General features: G+C 65.5%; 15 protein-coding genes. 6 read left to right on the top strand and 9 right to left on the bottom strand.

What is annotated here, in order from left to right:
• Window positions 1–8 precede the first annotated feature (8 nt).
• Together Q4F19_RS11575 and Q4F19_RS11570 are read right to left on the bottom strand one after the other, a co-directional pair.
• Window positions 9–764, bottom strand: coding sequence for an acetoacetate decarboxylase (locus tag Q4F19_RS11575; protein WP_303542679.1), 756 nt, complete (start codon window positions 762–764; stop codon window positions 9–11).
• 44 nt (window positions 765–808) lie between these two features.
• Window positions 809–1,873: a patatin-like phospholipase family protein gene (locus Q4F19_RS11570; RefSeq protein WP_303542677.1), complete on the bottom strand. Its 1,065-nt coding sequence runs from the start codon at window positions 1,871–1,873 to the stop codon at window positions 809–811.
• Window positions 1,874–2,020: 147 nt separating this feature from the next.
• On the opposite strand from Q4F19_RS11570, the gene Q4F19_RS11565 reads away from it, so the two are divergent.
• The 5 genes from Q4F19_RS11565 (at window position 2,021) to Q4F19_RS11545 (ending at window position 10,370) form a co-directional block, all read left to right on the top strand.
• On the top strand, window positions 2,021–2,803 hold the full coding sequence (locus tag Q4F19_RS11565) for a 3-hydroxybutyrate dehydrogenase (RefSeq protein ID WP_303542675.1): 783 nt from the start codon (window positions 2,021–2,023) through the stop codon (window positions 2,801–2,803).
• Between the two features lie 192 nt (window positions 2,804–2,995).
• The gene (locus Q4F19_RS11560; RefSeq protein ID WP_303542673.1) at window positions 2,996–4,969 is read left to right on the top strand and encodes a hypothetical protein; all 1,974 of its coding nucleotides are present in this window, start codon (window positions 2,996–2,998) and stop codon (window positions 4,967–4,969) included.
• Window positions 4,970–5,238: 269 nt separating this feature from the next.
• On the top strand, window positions 5,239–8,139 hold the full coding sequence (locus Q4F19_RS11555) for a TonB-dependent receptor domain-containing protein (RefSeq protein ID WP_303542671.1): 2,901 nt from the start codon (window positions 5,239–5,241) through the stop codon (window positions 8,137–8,139).
• A 49-nt stretch (window positions 8,140–8,188) separates the two neighbouring features.
• A complete protein-coding gene (locus tag Q4F19_RS11550; protein ID WP_303542669.1) occupies window positions 8,189–9,223 on the top strand; it encodes an MBL fold metallo-hydrolase in 1,035 nt (344 codons plus the stop codon).
• 13 nt (window positions 9,224–9,236) lie between these two features.
• Complete coding sequence (locus tag Q4F19_RS11545) at window positions 9,237–10,370, top strand: L-talarate/galactarate dehydratase (RefSeq protein WP_303542668.1); 1,134 nt, start codon at window positions 9,237–9,239, stop codon at window positions 10,368–10,370.
• 152 nt (window positions 10,371–10,522) lie between these two features.
• Here Q4F19_RS11545 and Q4F19_RS11540 read toward each other — a convergent pair whose 3' ends face one another.
• The 7 genes from Q4F19_RS11540 to Q4F19_RS11510 all read right to left on the bottom strand — a co-directional run bounded on the left by Q4F19_RS11540 (window position 10,523) and on the right by Q4F19_RS11510 (window position 19,735).
• A complete protein-coding gene (locus Q4F19_RS11540) occupies window positions 10,523–12,097 on the bottom strand; it encodes an aldehyde dehydrogenase (NADP(+)) (protein ID WP_431312394.1) in 1,575 nt (524 codons plus the stop codon).
• A 16-nt stretch (window positions 12,098–12,113) separates the two neighbouring features.
• A complete protein-coding gene (locus tag Q4F19_RS11535; protein WP_303542667.1) occupies window positions 12,114–13,385 on the bottom strand; it encodes a glucarate dehydratase family protein in 1,272 nt (423 codons plus the stop codon).
• Between the two features lie 233 nt (window positions 13,386–13,618).
• On the bottom strand, window positions 13,619–14,515 hold the full coding sequence (locus Q4F19_RS11530) for a LysR substrate-binding domain-containing protein (RefSeq protein WP_303542810.1): 897 nt from the start codon (window positions 14,513–14,515) through the stop codon (window positions 13,619–13,621).
• 51 nt (window positions 14,516–14,566) lie between these two features.
• Window positions 14,567–15,925 carry an enolase C-terminal domain-like protein gene (locus Q4F19_RS11525; protein ID WP_303542665.1) on the bottom strand — a complete coding sequence of 453 codons (1,359 nt, stop codon included), beginning with the start codon at window positions 15,923–15,925 and terminating at the stop codon, window positions 14,567–14,569.
• A gap of 5 nt (window positions 15,926–15,930) precedes the next feature.
• Window positions 15,931–16,869, bottom strand: coding sequence for a 5-dehydro-4-deoxyglucarate dehydratase (gene kdgD / locus Q4F19_RS11520; RefSeq protein WP_341850185.1), 939 nt, complete (start codon window positions 16,867–16,869; stop codon window positions 15,931–15,933).
• Between the two features lie 129 nt (window positions 16,870–16,998).
• Entirely contained in the window at window positions 16,999–18,351 is a 1,353-nt protein-coding gene (locus tag Q4F19_RS11515) for an MFS transporter (RefSeq protein ID WP_303542663.1), read from the bottom strand.
• A 268-nt stretch (window positions 18,352–18,619) separates the two neighbouring features.
• Complete coding sequence (locus tag Q4F19_RS11510; protein WP_303542661.1) at window positions 18,620–19,735, bottom strand: mannonate dehydratase; 1,116 nt, start codon at window positions 19,733–19,735, stop codon at window positions 18,620–18,622.
• Between the two features lie 323 nt (window positions 19,736–20,058).
• On the opposite strand from Q4F19_RS11510, the gene Q4F19_RS11505 reads away from it, so the two are divergent.
• Window positions 20,059–20,613 (top strand): hypothetical protein, encoded by a 555-nt coding sequence (locus Q4F19_RS11505; RefSeq protein WP_303542659.1) that lies wholly within the window; start codon window positions 20,059–20,061, stop codon window positions 20,611–20,613.
• Window positions 20,614–20,618 lie beyond the last annotated feature (5 nt).

The raw sequence follows: 20,618 nt of genomic DNA, 5'->3' as shown, positions 1-20,618 counted from the left end.
TGCCCCCCTCAGCCCGCTGCGTCTTTGATGTAATCGAACAATACGCGGCCATGCGGCAGCGAGAGATCGGCGATATAATGCTTGCCGCCCGTGATCCGCAGGATCGGCAGATCGGCGACGGGCGCATTGACGTGCGGCGTCAGCTCGAGCCGCGCATTGCCGACCCAGGTGCCCTTCACGGTGATATTCTCGAGATTGTAGGCGACGAGCTGGCAGATCTTGGGGCTGCCATCGACATCGGGGATGATCTTCAGGTTGCACGACGTCTTGGTCATGCCCTTGGCCATCGCCTCGGCCCCGCCGGGGCTCTCCTTCCACTTGTAGGTCATCGTCCCCATCGCGACGACCTGGCCTGCATAAGAGAGGACGCCCGTCAGCGTATCGGAGTTCACGGTGAGCGTGGGGAACGCATATTTCTTGGGGAAGCCCCAGATCTCGCGGCCGCAGCTGATCGGCGGTTCGTCGTCGAGATACATTTGCGCGGTATAGTTGATCGGCTCGCCGTTGAAGGTGCAGGGGATGACGATCCCGCTCTCGGTATAGTCGCCGAAGCCCGAGCTGTCGGGCATCTTGATCCACTCGTAGAGGACGAGATTGTCTGCGTTTGGCACGAGCGGCTCCGGCACCGCCGCGCGCAGCGCGACCGGATCGGTCTCGTAGGTGATGATCATATATTCGCGGTTGATGAACCGGTACGGCCCGAGCGGATAGCTGGGCGCGACCGCCGGCATCGACGGCAGCTTGAGGATTTCTTCAGGCGTCATCGGTCAGCAGGCCCCCCAGGCTGGAAACACGAAAGCAGACTAGATCAAAGAAAAGACGATGCGATGTCGGTCGACGACCGCTTGCCGACATCGTCGAGATGCTCGTCCAGCCACGCGGTCGCGCAGGCCCGGCCGACGTCGCGAAGCTCCTGCAGGAACTTCCAGTCGGGGTTGAGCTTGCTGGTGACGCCCAGGCTCGTCATATATTTCTCGTCCTGGATCGAATGGATCAGCATCCGGCGATGCTTGTCGTCGGCGAGCTGACCATCGTCGATCAGATGGCTGACGAAGGCGATCGCGCGCATCTCGCGCATCAGGCTGGAATTGAAGCTGATCTCGTTCAGGCGGTTGAGGATGTCCTTGGCCGTCTTCGGGATCTCGTCGCGGTTGAGCGGATTGATATGGATGATGACGACGTCGTTCGTCTCGCTGCCGTAGATCAGCGGGAAGATCGCCGGATTGCCCATATAGCCGCCGTCCCAATAGCCCTCGCCATCGATCTCGACGGTCTGGAACATGAAGGGCAGGCAGCCCGAGGCGAGCACCTGATCAGGGCCGATCTCGTGATTCTCGAACATGCGGACCTTGCCGGTGCGCACGTTCGTCGCCGACAGGAACAGCTTGATCGGGCAGCCTTCGCGCAGGACTTCGAAGTCGACCGACTCCTCCAGCACCTTGCGCAGCGGATTCACGTTCATCGGATTGAGTTCGTAGGGGCTCATGACCCGCGACAGCAGATCCATGACCATGAAGACGGGGCTGTAATCGAGGCTGTGATTGCCCAGCATCTGATCGATCAGTGACGGCTTGAGGATACCCTTGGCGCCTTCGTCGCTGATCTTCTTCCAGAACTTCTCGAGCTCTTCGCGCGCCCCATCCGCGCCGCCGATCGTGAGACCATAGCCGAGCACGGTGGCGTTCATCGCGCCCGCACTCGTCGCGCTGACAGCGTCGAAGGTGACGCGGCCGTCTTCCAGCAACTTGTCGAGCACGCCCCAGGCGAACGCGCCGTGCGCGCCGCCGCCCTGAAGCGCGAGATTGATCTTCTTACTGTTCAGTCCGGGCGTATAGGCGGTCGACCCCGGCCTAGTCATTGTCTGAGTCGCCATGTCCCACCCCCTGACGCCGCAAGATCATGCTCGACTTTGCGGTGGTAGCTTGCCGTACCGCACGCTAGATAAGACAGCAAGGTCGATTCACTGGCTCTTATAGGGTGTCGGCGGCGATCGCAGGCCGGTTCAGCGGGGGAATTTCAGATGCTTAAAGGATTGAATGCGATCGTTACTGGCTCGACGAGCGGTATCGGACTCGGGATTGCGCATGTTCTTGCGTCGAAGGGCACGAACCTCGTCATCACCGGCTTCGGCGATGCGGCCGCGATCGAGGCGGAGCGCGTCAATCTCGAGACCAAGCATAATGTAAAGGTCGTCTATAGCGCCGCCGACATGTCCAAGCCGGACGAAGTGAAGGCGATGGTCGAGCTGTGCGTATCGAGCTTCGGTTCGATCGACATCCTCGTCAACAATGCGGGCATCCAGTTCACCGCCGACGTCCAGGATTTCCCGGACGAGAAGTGGCACCAGGTGATCGCCATCAACCTCTCCGGCATCTTCTTCGCGATCAAGGCCGCGTTGCCGCACATGCAGGCGAAGAAGTTTGGCCGCATCATCAATATCAGCTCGGTCCACGGCCTGATCGGCAGCACGCACAAGGTCGCCTATGTCGCCGCCAAGCATGGCGTGATCGGCATGAGCAAGGTCGTCGCGCTGGAAAATGCCGGCAGCGGCATCACCTGCAACTCGATCTGCCCGGGCTGGGTGCACACACCGCTCGTCCAGGCGCAGATCGAGGCCAATGCCGCTCGCGACGGCATCAGCGTGGAGCAGGCGACCGAAAACCTGCTGATCGAGAAGCAGCCTTCCAAGCAGTTCGCCACGCCCGAGCAGATGGGCGAGCTCGCCGCTTTCCTGGCGAGCGACGCCGCCGCGCAGATGACCGGCATCGCGCTGCCCGTCGACGGCGGCTGGACGGCGCAGTAATCGCCGACTGAGACCGCAAGGCCATGGGGCGACGGCGCCTCATGGCCTTGGCGCGGTCCAACTGCGACCGGGATCGCTTGCCATTCAATCGCCGCATCAATCGATAGCGGTTTTGGCATGGCCGGCTTGGACGGCGCGTCCTATCCCTCGCCCCACGCCTAGCTCGACACGAGCAGGCATCGGGAGAGACTGATGGGCACCAGCCGGCGCGACTTCCTGCTCGGAACGACGGCGCTCGCGCTTTCCGCTGCCGTCACGCCTCTCGCGGCCGCGGCCGTCGAGGCGCCCTTGCTGGAGATCGCGACGCCGATGGCGCCGCCCGAATGGGCGCTGCTGGAGCGCGCGGTGCTCGATGCGCACACCGCCGCCTGCGAGGCCTTCTTCGCTCGCTATTACGATCAGCAGACGGGCTTCTTCCTCGCGATCGAGCGCTGGGGCGGCGACGACGGCCCCGACGACGCGATCGAGAACGTCAACGACTGGCCGCATCTCTACCAGCTGGGCGCGTCCGAGCGGATCCGCCAGCTCTACGAGCTCGCCTATGAAGGCCATGTCCGCCAGTTCACGCTGGCGAAGACGAAGGACGTGCCGTTCGCGCGCGAAGGCATGTACTTCAAGGAATTCCCAGTCATGATGGACTGGCAGCATAACGGGGAGGGGATGTCCGTCTTCAACCTGTACGGGCTGGGCAATCCTTATTCGAAGAAATATCGCGATCGCGTCCGCCGCTTCGCGGCCTTCTACACGGGTGAGGATCCGTCCGCGCCGAATTACGATCCCAAGTTCAAGATCATCCGCAGCCTGTTCAACGGCAGCCGCGGCCCGCTGATGCGCAAGGCGACGGCGCTGGACTGGGCGGGCGATCCGGTCGACCTGACCGGGATCGATCCGTCCGCGCTGCTGCACGGCGAGCATAGCTACGAACAGATGCTGGCGCATTTCAAGGATTATACCGAGACGACGGGCGACAGCCCGCTCAACCTGCAATCGACGAGCCTCGCGACCAACGCCTTCATGCTCGCGCACGAGCCGAAATATAAGAACTGGGTCGTCGACTATGTCGATGCCTGGATCGCACGTGCCCGCGCCAATAACGACATCGTGCCGACCAATATCGGCCTCGACGGCAAGATCGGCGGCGAGGCCGATGGCAAATGGTATGGCGGAACCTATGGCTGGTCGTTCAGCCCGATCGTGCCGATGACGGGCAAGCCCGAGGATCGCAACCGCATCCCCTATACGGTCATGGGCTTTTTCAACGCCTATCTGCTGACCGGCGACGACAAATATCTCGATGTGTGGCGGCGGATGACCGACCGCATCAACGCCAACGGCAAGATGATCGACGGCAAGATGCAGTACCCGACCATGTATGGCGACACGGGCTGGTACAGCTTCAAGCCGGCCAAGTGGCAGGTCGCCGCGCAGGATATCTATCTGCTGTCGATGAAGCCCGCGGATCGCGCGCGCGCGCCCGATCACCCCTTCTTCCAATATCTCGACGGCAAGAACCCGGCCTTCCCCGCGACCGTGCTACGCGAAGCGCTCGGCCACATCCGCGAGACGGCGGCGGCGGCACAGGCGGACACGTCGCTGCCCGACACTCGCTTCGTCGATACGGTGATGGATTATAATCCGGCGAGCGTGTCGGCCCTGATCATGCTGATGCAGGGCGGATCGCATATCGGCCGGCCGGGCTGGTCCGAGAAATCGCCGCATGTCGGCGGCGCGCTGCAATTCTCGCGGCTGCGCTATTTCGATCCCGAGGCCGGCCGCCCGGGCGTGCCGCCCGATGTCGGCGCGCTCGTCGATACGATGACCGCCGACACGACGGGCGTGACGCTTGTCAATTGCAGCCCGACGCAGAGTCGGACCGTGACGATCCAGGGCGGCGCCTATGGCGAGCATCAGATAGTGAGCGTGTCCGACGGCGGCGCGGTGCGGCCCGTCAATGCGCGCTGCTTCACGATCCGGCTCGCGCCGGGCGCGGGCGCCCGGCTGCTGCTCAGGATGCGGCGCTATGCCAATCCGCCGACTTTGGACTTTCCGTGGAGCGGGCCGCCGGTCGATGCCGCGCTGCACAATGCGGCGGGCCGTTTCGCGGAAGACCCCCCCAAGGATATCCGCAATTCGCCGCAGAAGCAGAACGGCGCGCTCAGCTATTGATCGTGCCGCATCGCGGCAAGATCCAGATAAAGCGGGAACCTTCTCGTACAATCCCGAACAAGATCGGTGAGAGGGCGCACGTCTCTTCGAGATCGGCATCGCATTCATGCCGTCGCTGCATTGCTCAATCCCGGTTCAGCATTGGACCGCCGGTTACCCTCGCCGCACAGTGACGCCAAGATCACTGAAGAGATGATCCGGTCACGACGGAGCGCGCTCGAGGGTGCTCGCCGTCATGACCGGCAAGACAAGATAATTGGGAGAGAGACGTGGGATATCATTTCCGCGCGACGAGCCGGTCGCGCCTGCTGCAAAGCGCCGCACTTTTCGCGGTTTCCTGCGGTCTCGCGGCGACCGGGGTTTCGGCCCAGACCGCGCCTGGCGCGCCCGAAAGCCTCGCCGCAGCCCCCGCGCAAGCCGCCGAAGCACCGGCCGCTACCGAGGCGACCGCTACCGAGACGGCCGCTCCGTCCGCTGCTATCGCCAGCGACATCGTCGTGACGGGATCGCGCATCACGCGCAACGGCTTCGCCGCGCCGACGCCGACGACGGTCGTCGGCATTGCGGAAATCCAGAAGGCCGCGCCCGCCAATATCGCCGATTTCGTCAACCAGATGCCGCAGCTCAGCGGCAGCTCGACGACGCGCACGGGCAACGGCAATACCTCGACCGGCACGAACGGGCTCAACACTCTCAACCTGCGTTCGCTGGGCGCCAATCGGACTTTGGTCTTGCTCGATGGCCGCCGCGTCGTCTCCTCGACGCCGACCAACGCCGTCGACATCAACAATCTGCCGTCCGCCCTGATCGAGCGCGTCGATGTCGTGACCGGCGGCGCCTCTGCCGCCTACGGATCGGACGCGGTCGCCGGCGTGGTCAACTTCATCCTCCAGAAGAAATATACGGGGCTGAAGGGCTCGATCGCGGGCGGCCTCACCGATCGCGGCGACGATGCCAACACCAACGGCTATCTCGCCTTCGGCGCGCCTTTCGCGGACGGGCGTGGCCACGTGCTGCTGAGCATCGAGGGCCAGTATCAGGCGGGCATCGCCGGCATCGATCGCAACAAGCGCAAATGGTTCAACCAGACCAACTTGCTGACCAACACCGCCTATACGGCCACCAACGGCCAGCCGCGGCGGATCATCGCGAGCAACGTCAACAGCCTGACCGTGGCGCAGGGCGGCGTGATCATACCGACCGGGCTGACCGCGGCGCAGGCGGCGGCGATCGGCAACACTCAGTTCGGCTTCAACAGCGCGGTCAGCCCGTTCGTGCGCGGCACGTTCTTGTCCGATCCGCTGATGGTCGGCGGCAACGCGTTCACCGAGGGCAATCTGATCGCGCTGGATTCGACGGTGAAGCGGGGCTCCGCCTTCGGGCGCGTCAGCTACGACCTGACCGACGATATCGAGTTCAGCGTCGAGGGCTCCTACGGCTATTCGCAGACGGGCAACATCGCCGCCTATCAGCGCTACCCGGGCAATCTGACGCTGTCCGTGAACAACCCCTATTTGCCGGCGTCCGTGGCGACGGCGGCGCGCGCGGCGGGCGTCAGCACGTTCCGCTACGGCTATGCGACCTACGATCTCGGCCGGCCGTATAACGAGGCGACGCGCAAGGTGTATCGCGGCGTCGCGGCGCTTTCGGGCAAGGTGCTCGGCGATTGGAAGTGGGACGCTTATTATCAATATGGCCAGGCCGACATCGGCTATGTCCTGCGGAACACGACCAATATCGCCCGCTTCGCCCAGGCGATCCAGGCGACGCGCAATGCGGCCGGTCAGATCGTCTGCACGTCGACGCTGACCAACCCTACCGACGGCTGCGTACCGCTCAACGTGTTCGGCTACGGCGTCGCGAGCCCTGCGGCGATCGCCTATGTGAAGGGCACCGCGACGCAGGACCTGACGCTCAAGCAGAATGTCGCCGCCGCGAGCATCAGCGGCGAGCCGTTCAGCCTGTGGGCCGGCCCCGTCAGCCTCGCGGCCGGTGGCGAATATCGCAAGGAGGAGATCGCCGGCGTCGGCGATGCCGTCTCGGCGGTCAACGGCTTCTACACGGGCAATTTCAAGGGCACCAACGGCAGCTACGACGTGAAGGAGGCCTTCGCGGAGGTGGTCGTGCCGCTGGCGGAGGACATTCCGTTCCTGCGCAGCCTCGAATTCAACGGCGCAGGCCGCTACACGCATTATTCCACCAGCGGCGGCGTCGTGACGTGGAAGGCGGGCCTCACCTGGAAGCCGATCAACGACGTCCGCCTGCGCGCCGTCCGCTCGCGCGACATCCGCGCCGCCAGCCTTTCGGAACTCTATGCGGCCGGTAACACGCAGGGGAACGACATCGTCGATCCGACGCGCAACCTCGCCGGCAATCGCGTCAATCGCCTGACGATCGGCAACACCGATCTGTTGCCGGAGAAGGCCGATACGACGAGCCTCGGAATCGTCTATTCGCCGTCGTGGCTCAGGCAGTTCACGGCCTCGTTCGATTACTACAAGATCGATCTGAAGGACGCGATCACGACGCTGCTGGCGCAGGAGACGATCGATCGCTGTTTCCGCGGGGAAACCGTCTTGTGCAGCGCCATCCAGCGCGACGCGAGCGGCGTGATCACGCAGGTCGTCACCCAGCCGATCAATCTTTCCCAGCTGAAGACCAACGGCTTCGACATCGAAGGAAGCTTCCGCCAGCCGCTGGGCGACATCTTCGCCGACATGCCCGGCACGGTGACGCTGCGCGCGCTCGGCTCGCATATCGCCAAGCGCACGACGATCAACGGCGGCGTCCGCACCGAAGCCGCAGGGCAGAATACCGCCGACGCGCCCAAGTGGCGCTGGTTCGTCACGCTCGGCTATGACGATGCCAAGTTCACCGGCCTGTTCACGCTGCGGACGATCAGCAAGGGCGTCTACGACAACAATTGGACGTCCGGCGTCGAGATCGACAACAACCGGATCAAGGGCGCCGCCTATGTCGATTTCGCGGCGGGCTACAAGCTGCCCGCGGCCGGCCACAGCAAGATGGAGGTCTTCCTCAAGATCGAGAACCTTTTCGACAAGGATCCGCCGGTCGTCGCCCAGGTCGGCACGAGCGGCCTCCAGACCAACCCGATCCTCTACGATGTGGTGGGTCGCGCGTACCGCGTCGGTCTGCGCTTCGCTTACTGATCCCGTTGCGATGCCCGCATTCCTCCCACCCCCAGAGGGAAGAAACACCGTGAAGAGAGCGTCTCTCGCAACGGTGGCGGGCGTCGCGCTTGCCGTGCTCGCCTCCCCCGCTTCCCTTGCCCAGGAGGCGGGCAGGGCACCCCGCGCCGCGGCCGACTATCCCGCGCCGACCGCATTTCCCAAGGCGAACGAGGCGGCGGTCGCCACTCATCTCTCGGCCGCGCGCAAGATCGCGGGGGCGGACCTGTTCGCCGACATGGCGCATCGCTGCATCATCAGCCCGGTCTATCCGGTGCGGGTGCGCGGCATCCAATATGACGGCAAGATCACGCCAACGAAGGTGTTCGACCAATTCTACTCGGTCGGCCAGAATGCGGTCTCGGCCTATGTGCTGAAGACGAGCGCCGGGCTGATCCTGTTCGACACGCTCGACAATGCGGACGAGGCCGAGCACCTGCTCGTGCCGAACATGATCGCGCTGGGACTCGATCCCAAGCAGATCAAATATATCGTCCTGACGCACGGCCATGGCGACCATTATGGCGGCGCCGACTGGCTCCAGCGAACCACGGGCGCCAAGGTGATCGCCGCGGCGGCCGACTGGGCGATGATGGAAAAGGGATCGGCCAGCGGGCCGTTCAAGGATCTCGTGACGCCGAAGCGCGACATGGTGATCGCCGACGGCCAGACGCTGACGCTGGGTGATACCAGCATCCGCTTCTACGTGACGCCGGGGCATACGCCGGGGACGCTCTCGGCGATCTTCGCCGTCACCGATCATGGTCAGAAGCATATTGTCGGCTTCAACGGCGGCACCGGCGGCGGGCGCGACGAAGCGGGCCTGCGCGCGAGCATTCCCGCCTTCGGGCGCTGGGCGGAGCTGACCAAGGCGGCGGGCGTCGATACGTTGATCGCCAACCATCCGCTTCACGCGGAGACGCTGGAGCGCGAGGAGCTGATCCGGCATGCGCTGCCGGGCGATCCCAATCCGTTCGTGATCGGCGCCGACACCTATCAGCGCTATGTGCGCGTCCAGCAGGAATGCGCCCGCGTCCAACTCGCCCGCATGGGCCTCACCGAATGAACGAAGGACCAGCATGAGCTTTCCCACCGCCGACCGCATCGACGAGGTCAAACTCTCGCTCGCCTTCCTGCCGCTGAAGACGCCGGTCAGCGACGCCAAGGTGCTGACCGGGCGGCAGAAGCCGCTGACCGAAGTCGCGTTCCTGTTCTGCGAGATCCGCACCGCGGGCGGCCAGGAGGGGCTGGGCTTCAGCTACTCGAAGCGCGCCGGCGGGCCGGGACAATATGCGCATGCCAAGGAGATCGGCCAGCTGCTGATCGGCGAGGATCCGAGCGACATCGGCAAGATCTGGACGAAGCTCGTCTGGGCGGGCGCGTCGGTCGGGCGTTCGGGGCTCTCGACGCAGGCGATCGCGGCGTTCGACAATGCCTTGTGGGACATGAAGGCCAAGCGCGCGGGGCTGCCGCTCGCCAAATTGCTGGGCAGCTATCGTGACGGCGTCTCCTGCTACAATACGAGCGGCGGCTTCCTCTCGACGCCGATCGAGCAGGTGCTCGATAATATCGACGAGGCGCTCGGCAACGGCATCGCCGGCATTAAGATCAAGGTCGGCCAGCCTGATACCGCGACCGATCTCAAGCGGATGGAGGCGGTGCGCAAGCATGTCGGCCCGACGACGCCGCTGATGGTCGACGCCAACCAGCAATGGGACCGGCCGACCGCGATGCGGATGGGCCGCGCGATGGAGCAGTTCGACCTGATCTGGATCGAGGAGCCGCTCGATGCCTATGACGCGGCGGGCCATGCCAAGCTCTCGGCGATGCTGGCGACGCCGATCGCGAGCGGCGAGATGTTGACGAGCCCCGCCGAACACTGGGAGTTCATCCGCCAGGATGCGGTGGGGTTCATGCAGCCCGACGCGGCGCGGGTCGGCGGGATCACGCAATTCCTGAAGATCATGGCGATGGGCGAGCAGCGCCACCTGAAGATGGCGCCGCACTTCGCGATGGAGATCCACGTCCACCTCTCGGCGGCTTACCCGCACGATGCGTGGGTCGAGCATTTCGACTGGCTGGAGCCGCTGTTCAACGAGCGGCTGGAGACCAAGGACGGCAAGATGCTCGTGCCGGACCGGCTGGGGCTGGGCGTGACGCTGACCGATCAGGCCCGGGCATGGACGGTAGCGACCGAAGTGTTTGGAGGCTGAGGCCGCCGAATTTTTAGCACCCGCTCATCCTGAGGAGGGACTGAGCTTGGCGAAGGCCCGTCTCGAAGGACCGCATCTTTGCGATGGTCCTTCGAGACGCCATTTCGGCTTCGCTCAATGGCTCCTCAGGATGAGCGGACGGGGATTCGTGGTCAGCCCGCCTGCATCGCGCCATCCACCAGACGCGGCACGCCGAGCGGGTTCGCCTGCTTCAGCGCGTCCGGCAGCAGGGCCTCGGGCATGTCCTGGTAGCAGACCGGGCGCAGGAAGCGGGCGATCGCGAGGCTGCCGACCGAGGTGGTACGCGCGTCCGAGGTGGCGGGGTAGGGGCCGCCATGCACCATCGCGTGCGCGACCTCGACGCCCGTTCCGTAGCCGTTGACGAGCAGGCGGCCGACTTTGGCGCGCAGGCGGGGCAGGAGATCGGCGGCGGCGGGCTCGTCGGCGGGGACGATGTGGATCGCGGCGGTGAGCTGGCCCTCCAGCGCATCGATCACGGTGCCCAATGTCGCCAGATCGGGGCAGCGCACGACGAGCGATGCCGCACCGAAAATCTCGTCCTGAAGCTCGCGATGGGCGAGGAAGGCTTCGGCCGAGGTGACGAACAGGCCCGCCTGGCCGCCATGCTGGCCGCCCTCGGCCCCGCGCGCGACGATCTCGACATCGGCATGGCCGGTGAGCGCGGCGACGCCTTCGCGATAGGCCGAGGCGATCCCCGGGGTGAGCATCGTCTGCGCGGGCAGCGTCGTCAGCGCCTCACCCGCGGCGATCACGAAGCGGTCGAGCGCCTCGCCCTCCACGGCGAGGACGAGGCCCGGATTGGTGCAGAACTGCCCCGCGCCCAGCGTCAGCGAGCCGACGAACGCCTTGGCGGTCGCCTCGGCCTTTTCGGCGAGCGCGCGGGGGAACAGGACGACCGGGTTGATCGAGCTCATTTCGGCATAGACCGGGATCGGCTCGGCGCGCTGGCGTGCGATCTCGAGGAGCGCGAGGCCGCCGCGGCGCGAGCCGGTGAAGCCCACTGCCTTGATGCGCGGATCGGCGACGAGTGCGGCGCCGATCGCGTGGCCGCTGTCCATGATCAGCGAGAAGACGCCTTCGGGCAGGCCGGCGGCGGCGACCGCATCGCGCACCGCGCGCCCGATCAGTTCGGACGTGCCGGGATGCGCGGGGTGCGCCTTGGCGACGACGGGGCAGCCGGCGGCGAGCGCGGAGGCGGTGTCGCCGCCCGCGACCGAGAAAGCGAGCGGGAAGTTCGACGCGCCGAACACCGCGACGGGGCCGATCGCCTCATTGGCGACGCGCAGATCGGGCCGCGGCGGTGCGCGATCGGGCAGCGCAGGATCGATCCGCACATCGAGATAATGGCCCGCGCGCAGCACGCCGGCGAACAGGCGGAGCTGGTTGCACGTGCGCCCGCGCTCGCCTTCCAGCCGGGCGCGCGGCAGGCCGCTCTCCTGCATGACGCGGACGATCAGATCGTCGCCGAGCGCCATGATCTTCTCGGCGATGCTTTCGAGGAAGTCGGCGCGCTTGGCAGGCGCGAGCGCGGCAAAGGGTTCGGCGGCTTCGGCAGCGAGCGCGCAAGCGCGTTCGAGATCGGCAGGAGTCGCGCCGCCGAAGGCGGGATCAAGCTGCTCGCCCGTGGCGGGATCGATACCGAAGACCTGGCCGTTGCTGCCCGTCACTTCGTGCGCGCCGATGAACATGCTGCCTTGGATCGTCATGACATACTCCGGGAAATCAGAAACGGGGCTTCTTGGTCGACCAATCGGGCCGATATTTTCGCATCTGCCGCGCATCATCGCGGCTTCTGATGTCGATCGTGCGATAGAGATCGTGAAGCGCGGCGACCATGTCGCGGTCGAGCTCTACGCCGAGGCCGGGCGCATCGGTGATCGCGACACAGCCGCCGATGATCGGAACCTTGCCACCGACGATCACCTCGTCCTCCTCTTCCACCCACGGATAATGGGTATCGCACGCATAGCTAAGGCGCGGCGTGGCGGCGGCAAGGTGCGTCATCGCCATCAGGCTGATGCCGAGATGCGAATTGGAGTGCATCGACAGGCCCAGGCCGAAGACCTCGCACATCTGCGCGAGCATCTGCGTGCGCCTGAGCCCGCCCCAATAATGGTGATCGGACAGCACGATCTGGACACTGTCGAGGCTCAGGCTTTGGCGCAACTCGTCGAAATCGGTGACGACCATATTGGTCGCGAGCGGCAGGCCGGTGCGGCGGTGGAGATCGGCCATGCCCTGCAGGCCGGGGACCGGATCCTCATAATATTCGAGCATCTCGTAGAGCTGGTCGGCGCAATTGACCGCGGTCTCCAGCGACCAATTGCCGTTGGGATCGATCCGCAAGGGCAGGCCGGGGAACGCTTCGGACAGCGCAACGATCGCGGCGCATTCGACCTCGGGTTCCAGTGCGCCCGCCTTCAGCTTGATGCTCTCGAAGCCGTGCGCGTCGATCATACGCTTGGCCTGCGCGACGATGCCTGCGGGATCGATCGCCTCGCCCCAAGGATCGGGCGGATAGCAATCGTCGATATGCGCGGCATATTTAAAGAAGAGATAGGCGCTGAACGGGACCTTGTCGCGGACCGCGCCGCCGAGCAGTTCGACGAGCGGCACGCCGATCGTGCGCGCCTGCGCATCGAGCAGGGCGACCTCGAACGCGGAGTAAGCGTTCGGGATCTGCTTGGAGGGGTGCGAGCCGGGGGCGAGTTCGGCGCCGGCCTCGGGCGGCGGCAGCGTCGACAGGATCGCGCGGACGCGCGTTTCGAGTCCGTTGAGATCGAAGATGCTGAGGCCGACGAGCGGTTCGCGCAGCGCCAGCAGGGCGGCGAGCACGGGCGCGTCGCCATAGCTTTCGCCGAGGCCGATCACGCCGTTGTCGGCCTCGACCTCGATGATCGAGCGCAAGGCATAAGGCTCGTGGATGCCGCTCGCATTGAGCAGAGGCGGATCACGGAAGGCGATCGGCGTGACCGTGACGCGCTTGATCTTCATATTCTTCTCTCCCGCCGGCGGGGCCGGCGCGCGGAGTTTAGCGGCGGGGGTGGGCGCGAGACCAATGCGCTCCGGCGATTGATCGATACAAAACCCCAATCCGCTCATCCTGAGGAGGGACTGAGCTTTGGCGAAGGCCCGTTTCGAAGGACATTCACCTTCCCAGCCGTCCTTCGAGACGCCACTTCGACATGCTCAGTGGCTCCTCAGGATAAGCGGTCGGTGTGATTGGGCTATTGTGAAGGATCGCCCCCGATCGTCTCCATGCGCTTGAGGAAGCGCTGGATCGCGGGATTGTCGTTGTCGTGGCGCCACGAGAGGAGGAGTTCGACCGATTCGCTGGCTTCCTCCAGCGGATGGAAGCTGATCCCGTCCATGTGCAGGGCGCGTGCCGCCTCGGGCACGATCGCCGCGCCCAGGCCCGCGCCGACGAGCGCGAGGATCGAGTGGATCTGGCTCAGATACTGGACGTAGCGCGGCGCGACGCCGGCATTGGTCATCAACCCCTGGACGAGATCGTGGAAGTAGCGGGCACCGTCGGGGGAATACATGACGACGGGGTGATCGTTGAAATCGGCGAGCGCGCGCGGCGGCGGGCGGCCATCTATGCCTGCGTCGAGGCTGGCTATCAGCAGCCCTTCGCGCATCACGAGCTGCGAGCCGAGTTCGGCGCGGCGCAGCGGGGGGCGGAGCAGGCCGATATCGATCTGCCCGGCCATCAGCGCATCGATCTGCTCGACGCTGACCATTTCCTTCAGACGGAGATCGACATTGGGCAGGCCGGTGCGCGCATGCGAGATAAGCTTGGGCACGAAACTGTAGCCCGAGGCGGCGGTGAAGCCGAGCGTGAGCGCGCCGACTTCGCCGGTCGCGGCGCGGCGCGCGGTGAGCCGGGCATTGTCGGCGAGGCGGACGATACGGCGCGCATCGCTCATGAAGGCGGCGCCGGCGGCGGTCAGCTCGACCGAGCGGCTGCTGCGCTTGAACAATTCGACATCGAGGATCCGCTCGAGGATCTGGATCTGGCGGCTCAAGGGCGGCTGCGTCATGCACATGCGTGCTGCGGCCTTGCCGAAATGGAGCTCCTCCGCGACCGCGACGAAGCAGCGCAGCTGCATGAGTTCGAACATCACCGGGGCCTGCGCCTATCGGAGCCGATCGGCAAGCATGCTAACATATGTTTAGCGGACGAGGCAGGGACGCTTGTTGTCGAACGACCAGCCCTCGACCAGATATTGCATGCCCGCGCCATCGTCACGCGCGCCTAGGCCGTGCTGCTGATAGAGGCGGTGCGCCGCCTCCAGCGCATCGCAGTCGATCTCAATGCCGAGACCCGATCTCTCGGGCACCGCGACATGGCCGTCCTCGATCCGCAGCGGATCGCGCGTCAGGCGCTGGCCGTCCTGCCAGATCCAGTGCGTATCGATCGCGGTGACGCGCCCGGGGACCGCGGCGGCGACATGCGTGAACATCGCCAGCGAAATGTCGAAATGGTTGTTCGAGTGCGAGCCCCAGGTCAGGCCGAGCTCGTTGCAGAGCTGGCCCACGCGGACCGAGCCCTGCATCGTCCAGAAATGTGGATCGGCGAGCGGGATATCGATCGCGTCCAAGCGGATCGCGGCGTGGAGCTGGCGCCAGTCGGTGGCGATCATGTTGGTCGCGGTGGGCAGGCCGGTTGCGCGCCGGAACTCGGCCATGATCTCGCGGCCCGAAAAGCCGTCCTCGGCGCCGCACGGATCCTCGGCATAAGCGAGCACGTCGCCCCGCCCCTTGCAGACCCGGATCGCCTCGGCGAGCGACCAGGCACCGTTGGGATCGAGCGTGACGCGGGCCTCGGGGAAGCGGCGGGCGAGCGCGGTCGCGGCTTCCATCTCCGCGTCGGCGGAAAGGACGCCGCCCTTGAGCTTGAAATCTCGGAAGCCGTAGCGCTCCTGCGTGGCCTCGGCGAGCGCGACGACCGCATCGGGGGTAAGGGCTTCCCTGTCGCGCAGGCTTTCCCAGCGGTCGGCGGCTCCGCCTGCGTCGCGATAGGGGAGATCGGTCTTCCGGGAATCGCCGATGTAGAAGAGGTAGCCGAGCATCTCGACGCGGTCGCGCTGCTGCCCGTCGCCGAGCAAAGCCGCGACGGGGAGATTCAGATGCTGGCCGAGCAGATCGAGCATCGCCGCCTCGATGGCGGTGACGACGTGGATCGTCGTCCGCAGATCGAAGGTCTGCAGGCCCCGCCCGCCGGCGTCGCGCGCGGCGAAGGCGGTACGCACCGCATTGAGCACGCGCGCATGATCGCCGACGCGCGCGCCTTCCACGATTGCGCGCGCATCCTCCAGCGTACGCCGGATCGGCTCGCCGCCCGGCACCTCGCCTAGCCCCGTGCGCCCGGAGGCGTCGCGGATCAGGACGACATTGCGCGTGAAGAACGGGGCGTGCGCGCCGGACAGGTTCAGCAACATGCTGTCCTGCCCGGCGACGGGGACGACCTTCATCTCGACGATCGCGGGCAGGCCCGCGGCGTCGCGCTGTCCGAGTTCGACCGCAGCCATGTGGATCAGGCCGCCTTCAGGCCCTTGGCCTGCATGCTGCCATTGGCCTTCTCGATCAGAGCGGCAAGCTCGGCGAGCTCGGCCGGATTGAGATCGGTCAGCGGCAGGCGGACGGGGCCCGCGTCGCGGCCGATGACCTTCATGCCGGCCTTCACGATCGAGACCGCATAGCCCTTACCCTTGTTGCGCAACGTGATGTACGGGATCACGAAATCGCGCAGCCCGTTCATGATCGTCTCGGTATCGCGCGCGCGGACCGCGGCGTAGAAATCGAGCGCCCATTCCGGCATGAAATTGAAGATCGCCGACGAATAGGTCGTGACGCCCATTTCCAGATAGGCCGGCGCGAAGGTCTCGGCGGTGGGGAGGCCGCCGACATAGGTCAGGCGATCGCCCATCTTGGCATAGACGCGCATCATCAGCTCGATATCGCCGACGCCGTCCTTGAAGCCGACAAGGTTCGGGTTGCGATCGCACAGGCGCGCGAGCGTATCCTCGTCGATGATGCCGTTGTCGCGATTATAGACGATCACGCCGAGGCCCGTCGCCTTGCAGACCGCCTCGATATGCGCCTCGAGGCCTTCCTGCGTGGCGTTGGTGAGATAGGGCGGGAGCAGCAGGATGCCGTCCGCGCCGGCGCCCTCGACGCCCTTGGCCATCTCGATCGCGATCGCGGTGCCGTAGCCGCAGCCGGACAGCAGGGGAATGCCCTTCACTTCCTGCGCGGCGGCCTTGACGACGGTGACGACTTCGGTGGGTGTCAGCGAGAAGAATTCGCCCGTGCCGCCGGCCGCGAACAGCCCGGCGACATCGTAGCTCGCGAGCCACGCGCAATGCTCGCGATAGGCGCCCTCGATGAACTGCTGGTTCTCGTCGAAATGAGTCACGGGGAATGACAGCAATCCCGCGCCGATCGTCTTGGCCATTTCATTCGGTGACATCATTGTCCTGGTCCTTGGGCGAGCGGTAGCCTTCGTGGCGCCGCGGGATGGTGATCATGAGTGCCGGTCGTAAGGCTCTGTTGCTAACTCAAAAAGCGACTTGGCCGATGCGGATCGGGTATCGGCGCCGGATCATGCGATAGCCGGGCGGAGGGCGGTGTCGGGTGCGTCCTCGATCCGCTCGATCTTGCCGGCGATGACGAGGTAGCTGAACGCCGCGAGAAGCGCGTTGCAGGCCACGAACACGAGCGCGAGCTTGAACGAACCGGTGCTCTTGAGAATTCCGCCGATGATGATCGGCGTCAGGATCGACGAGAGATTGCCGACCATGTTGAACAGCCCGCCGCTGAGTCCTGCGGTCTTGCGCGGGGCGACATCGGCGATGACCGCCCAGCCGAGCGCGCCGATCCCCTTGCCGAAGAAGGCGATGCTCATGAACAGCAGGACGAGCGTGTTCGTATCAACATAGTTGCACGCGACGATCGCGAGGCTGACGAGCATGCCGCTGACGACGGGCACCTTGCGCGCGATCGTCAGCGAATAACCGCGCCGCAGCAGCCAATCCGACCAGACCCCGCCGAGCACGCCGCCGAGGAACCCGCAGATGGCGGGGGCGGAGGCGAACAAGCCCGCCTTCATGATCGTCATGCCGCGCTCCTGGACCAGATAGACCGGGAACCAGGTGATGAAGAAATAAGTGAGCGTGTTGATCGCGAACTGACCGATATAGACGCCCCAGAGCGTGCGGTTGCTGAGCAGGATGCGCAGGTTCGCGGCCATCTCGCCAGGAATGGCGGGCGGGCGGGCGACGGCGTTGCGGTCCAGTTCGACAAGCGCGCCGCCGGCGGCGATGAAATCGATCTCGGCATCGGTGACGCGCGGATGCGCGCGGGGCCCGTAGATCGTCACCGTCCAGAGCAAGGCCGCGAGGATGCCGAGGCCGCCCATGAAGAAGAAGGTATAGGGCCAGCCGAAGGTGAAGGTGATGTAGCCCATGATCGGCGCGAACAGCACGGTCGCGAAATATTGCGAGCTATTGAAGATAGCGGATGCCGTGCCGCGCTCGGCGGCGGGGAACCAGGCAGCGACGAGCCGCGCATTGCCGGGGAAGGACGGGCCTTCGGCGAAGCCGACGAGGAAGCGAAGCGCGAACAGGATCGAGACGGCGGCGCCCGCACCGAACGCGAGCACGGTGCCCTGCGCGGCGGTGAAGATCGACCACAATGTGATGCCGATCAGATAGACGCGCTTGGTGCCGAAGCGATCGAGCGCCCAGCCGCCGGGCAGCTGCGCGATCACATAGGCCCAGCCGAACGCCGAGAAGACGATGCCGAGCTGGAGCGGATCGATCCCGAGATCCTTGGACAGCAAGGGGGCGGTGATGGCGAGGATCGAGCGATCGGCATAATTGATGATCGACACGAGGAAGAGCATCGCCAGGATCGTATAGCGGACCCGGCCCGGTCGTTGTGCGATGCCTGCCATTCTGGCCTATCCTCCCTGCCGACCATCGCATAGCGACGGCCCGAATGTGTCCCGGCCGCTGCGTGCGGCTCTGTCAGCCTTGCTTAGGCACAGCCTGAAAGCGCGGCCATGTCCAAGCGGGCATCGATCGATCCATGATCCATATCGCCCACGAAGCCGTCATCCTGAACTCGTTTCAGGATTCATGGACCGACATCACGGTTTCGCATGCCGCTGGGTGCGGGTCATGGATGCTGAAACGAGGTCAGCATGACGCTGTCTGCTTGATCTACGCCAGTCGCTCGGCCGATTGCATCAGCCCACGGATATAGCCGTAGCAGAAGGCGAAGCTGGCCTCGCGCGCGCCCGGATTGCCGGGCACTTCGGGAACGTGATCGGGCATGATCATCCCATCATAGCCGACCTCGCGATACGTCTCGAGCGCGCGGACCATGTCGACGCTGCCCTCGTCGGGATAGACTTCGAGGAACTTGTCGCGGTGACCGCGGATGTTGCGGAAGTGGACGTTGAAGATCTTTTTGCGCGTGCCGAACCAGCGGATCACGTCGTGGATCTGCGTGTTCGGATCGGCGAGATCCTCCGAGATCGTGCCCTGGCAGAAATTGAGGCCGTGATAGGTGCTCTCGCGGATGGTGACGAAGCGCTTGAGACCGTCGATCGTGCCGAGCACGCGATCGATGCCCTGATAGCCCTGCGGCGGCACGCCGGGGTCATGCGGGTGGCAGGCGATGCGGACCTTATATTCGTTGGCGACGGGCACGACGCGATCGAGGAAATAGGTGATCCGCTCCCAGAAGGCGTCCGCATCGACCGGGCCGGCGCGCGTGAGAGGTGTCTTGGGCTTCGCGGTGGCCGCGTCCCATTCCAGATAGCGTGCGTCGCCGCGTCCGGGCACGTCGCCCACGCGCAGCACGCCGAGCAGGCTCATATTATATTTGATCGCGGGCAGGCCGGCCTTGGCGCAGTTGCGGATCAGGATCTGGAACGCCTCGATGTCGCGATCGCGCTCGGGGCTGTTCGCGAGCATGATCGCGGGGTGCGCTTCCTTGTCGATATGGCTCGACGGCAGCAGGATCGGCTGCACCATATCCACCTGCAGCTGATGGCGCGCGGCCATCGCCTTGAGCGCCTCGAGCTCTTCCACGGTGGAATAGAGGCGCCCGCCCGACGCTTCGGGCTTGGCGCAGATATTGTGGATGCCGTAGCGCGCGAAGAAGGCGAAATGCTCCTCGGTTGAGGGCTCGCTCTGGCAGCCGAGCTTCATCAGCAGCGGCTTCCTGCTTTTGGGAGCGGTCCTGGCCGGGGCGCCGACCGCGGAACCGAGGCCGAGCCCCGACGTGGCCAAGGCGGCGCCGCCGAGCGCCATGAATGCGCGTCTTTCCATCGATCCTCTCCCTGGCCGATCCGGCTCATTGGCCAACGTGAGATCGTCGGCGGCACCATGCTAGGCGCGATCGCGGCGCTGACCATGACTTTCCGGATATCGGGCGATACCGGCCTTGGATCGAGCCCCAGCTTCCCAAGGAGGCGCCGCGCGGGAAGCGTCCGCGCCGGACCAATTTTCGCGTGCCCGTCCGACTTTGGTCGAAACCGCGGGCTCCCCGCGAGCCGACACAATATTTCGTTAACCGCACCGGCCCTCTGTGCGGATCGAACCAAAGGCCGGGCTTTCCGTCGGTCTTCCGGGGATTAGTAAGGGAACGCGTAATGGGGCAGTCGATCGAGTTTCTTCGCCGGATCGGCGTGATGGTGTTGAGTGGTGCGCTGATCGCGGGTCCTGCCGGCGCGGCGACGCAGGGCACGCTCGGCACGACCTCTACGGGCACGATCACGATCACCGCGAGCGTCGCCAATCGCGCGCAGATCACCGGCCTCACCGACGTGACCTTCTCGGCGGTCGATCCCGGCACGGCCGCGACCAATGCGCAGAGCGACTGCGTGTGGACCAACACCGCGACCAAGGGCTACAGCATCACCGCCACGGGCAGCGGCACGAGCGGCGCCTTCACGCTCGCCAATGGCGGGCTCTCCGTCCCCTATTCGGTTCAGTGGGCGGCCAGCACCGGCCAGAGCAGCGGCACGGGCCTGACATCGGGCACGCCGCTCGCGGGGATGACCTCGACCGCGGTGAATCCCACCTGCAGCACGAGCCCGACGACGACGTCGAGCCTCATCGTCGGCATCACCGCCCCGAACCTGCAGAGCATGACGGCCGGCACGTCCTATACGGGTACGCTGACCCTGCTCGTCACGCCGCAATAGCAGCG

Source organism: Sphingomonas natans, assembly GCF_030546695.1.
Classification (GTDB): Bacteria; Pseudomonadota; Alphaproteobacteria; order Sphingomonadales; family Sphingomonadaceae; genus Sphingomonas_I; species Sphingomonas_I natans.
This window is presented reverse-complemented; position numbering and strand designations above follow the sequence as displayed.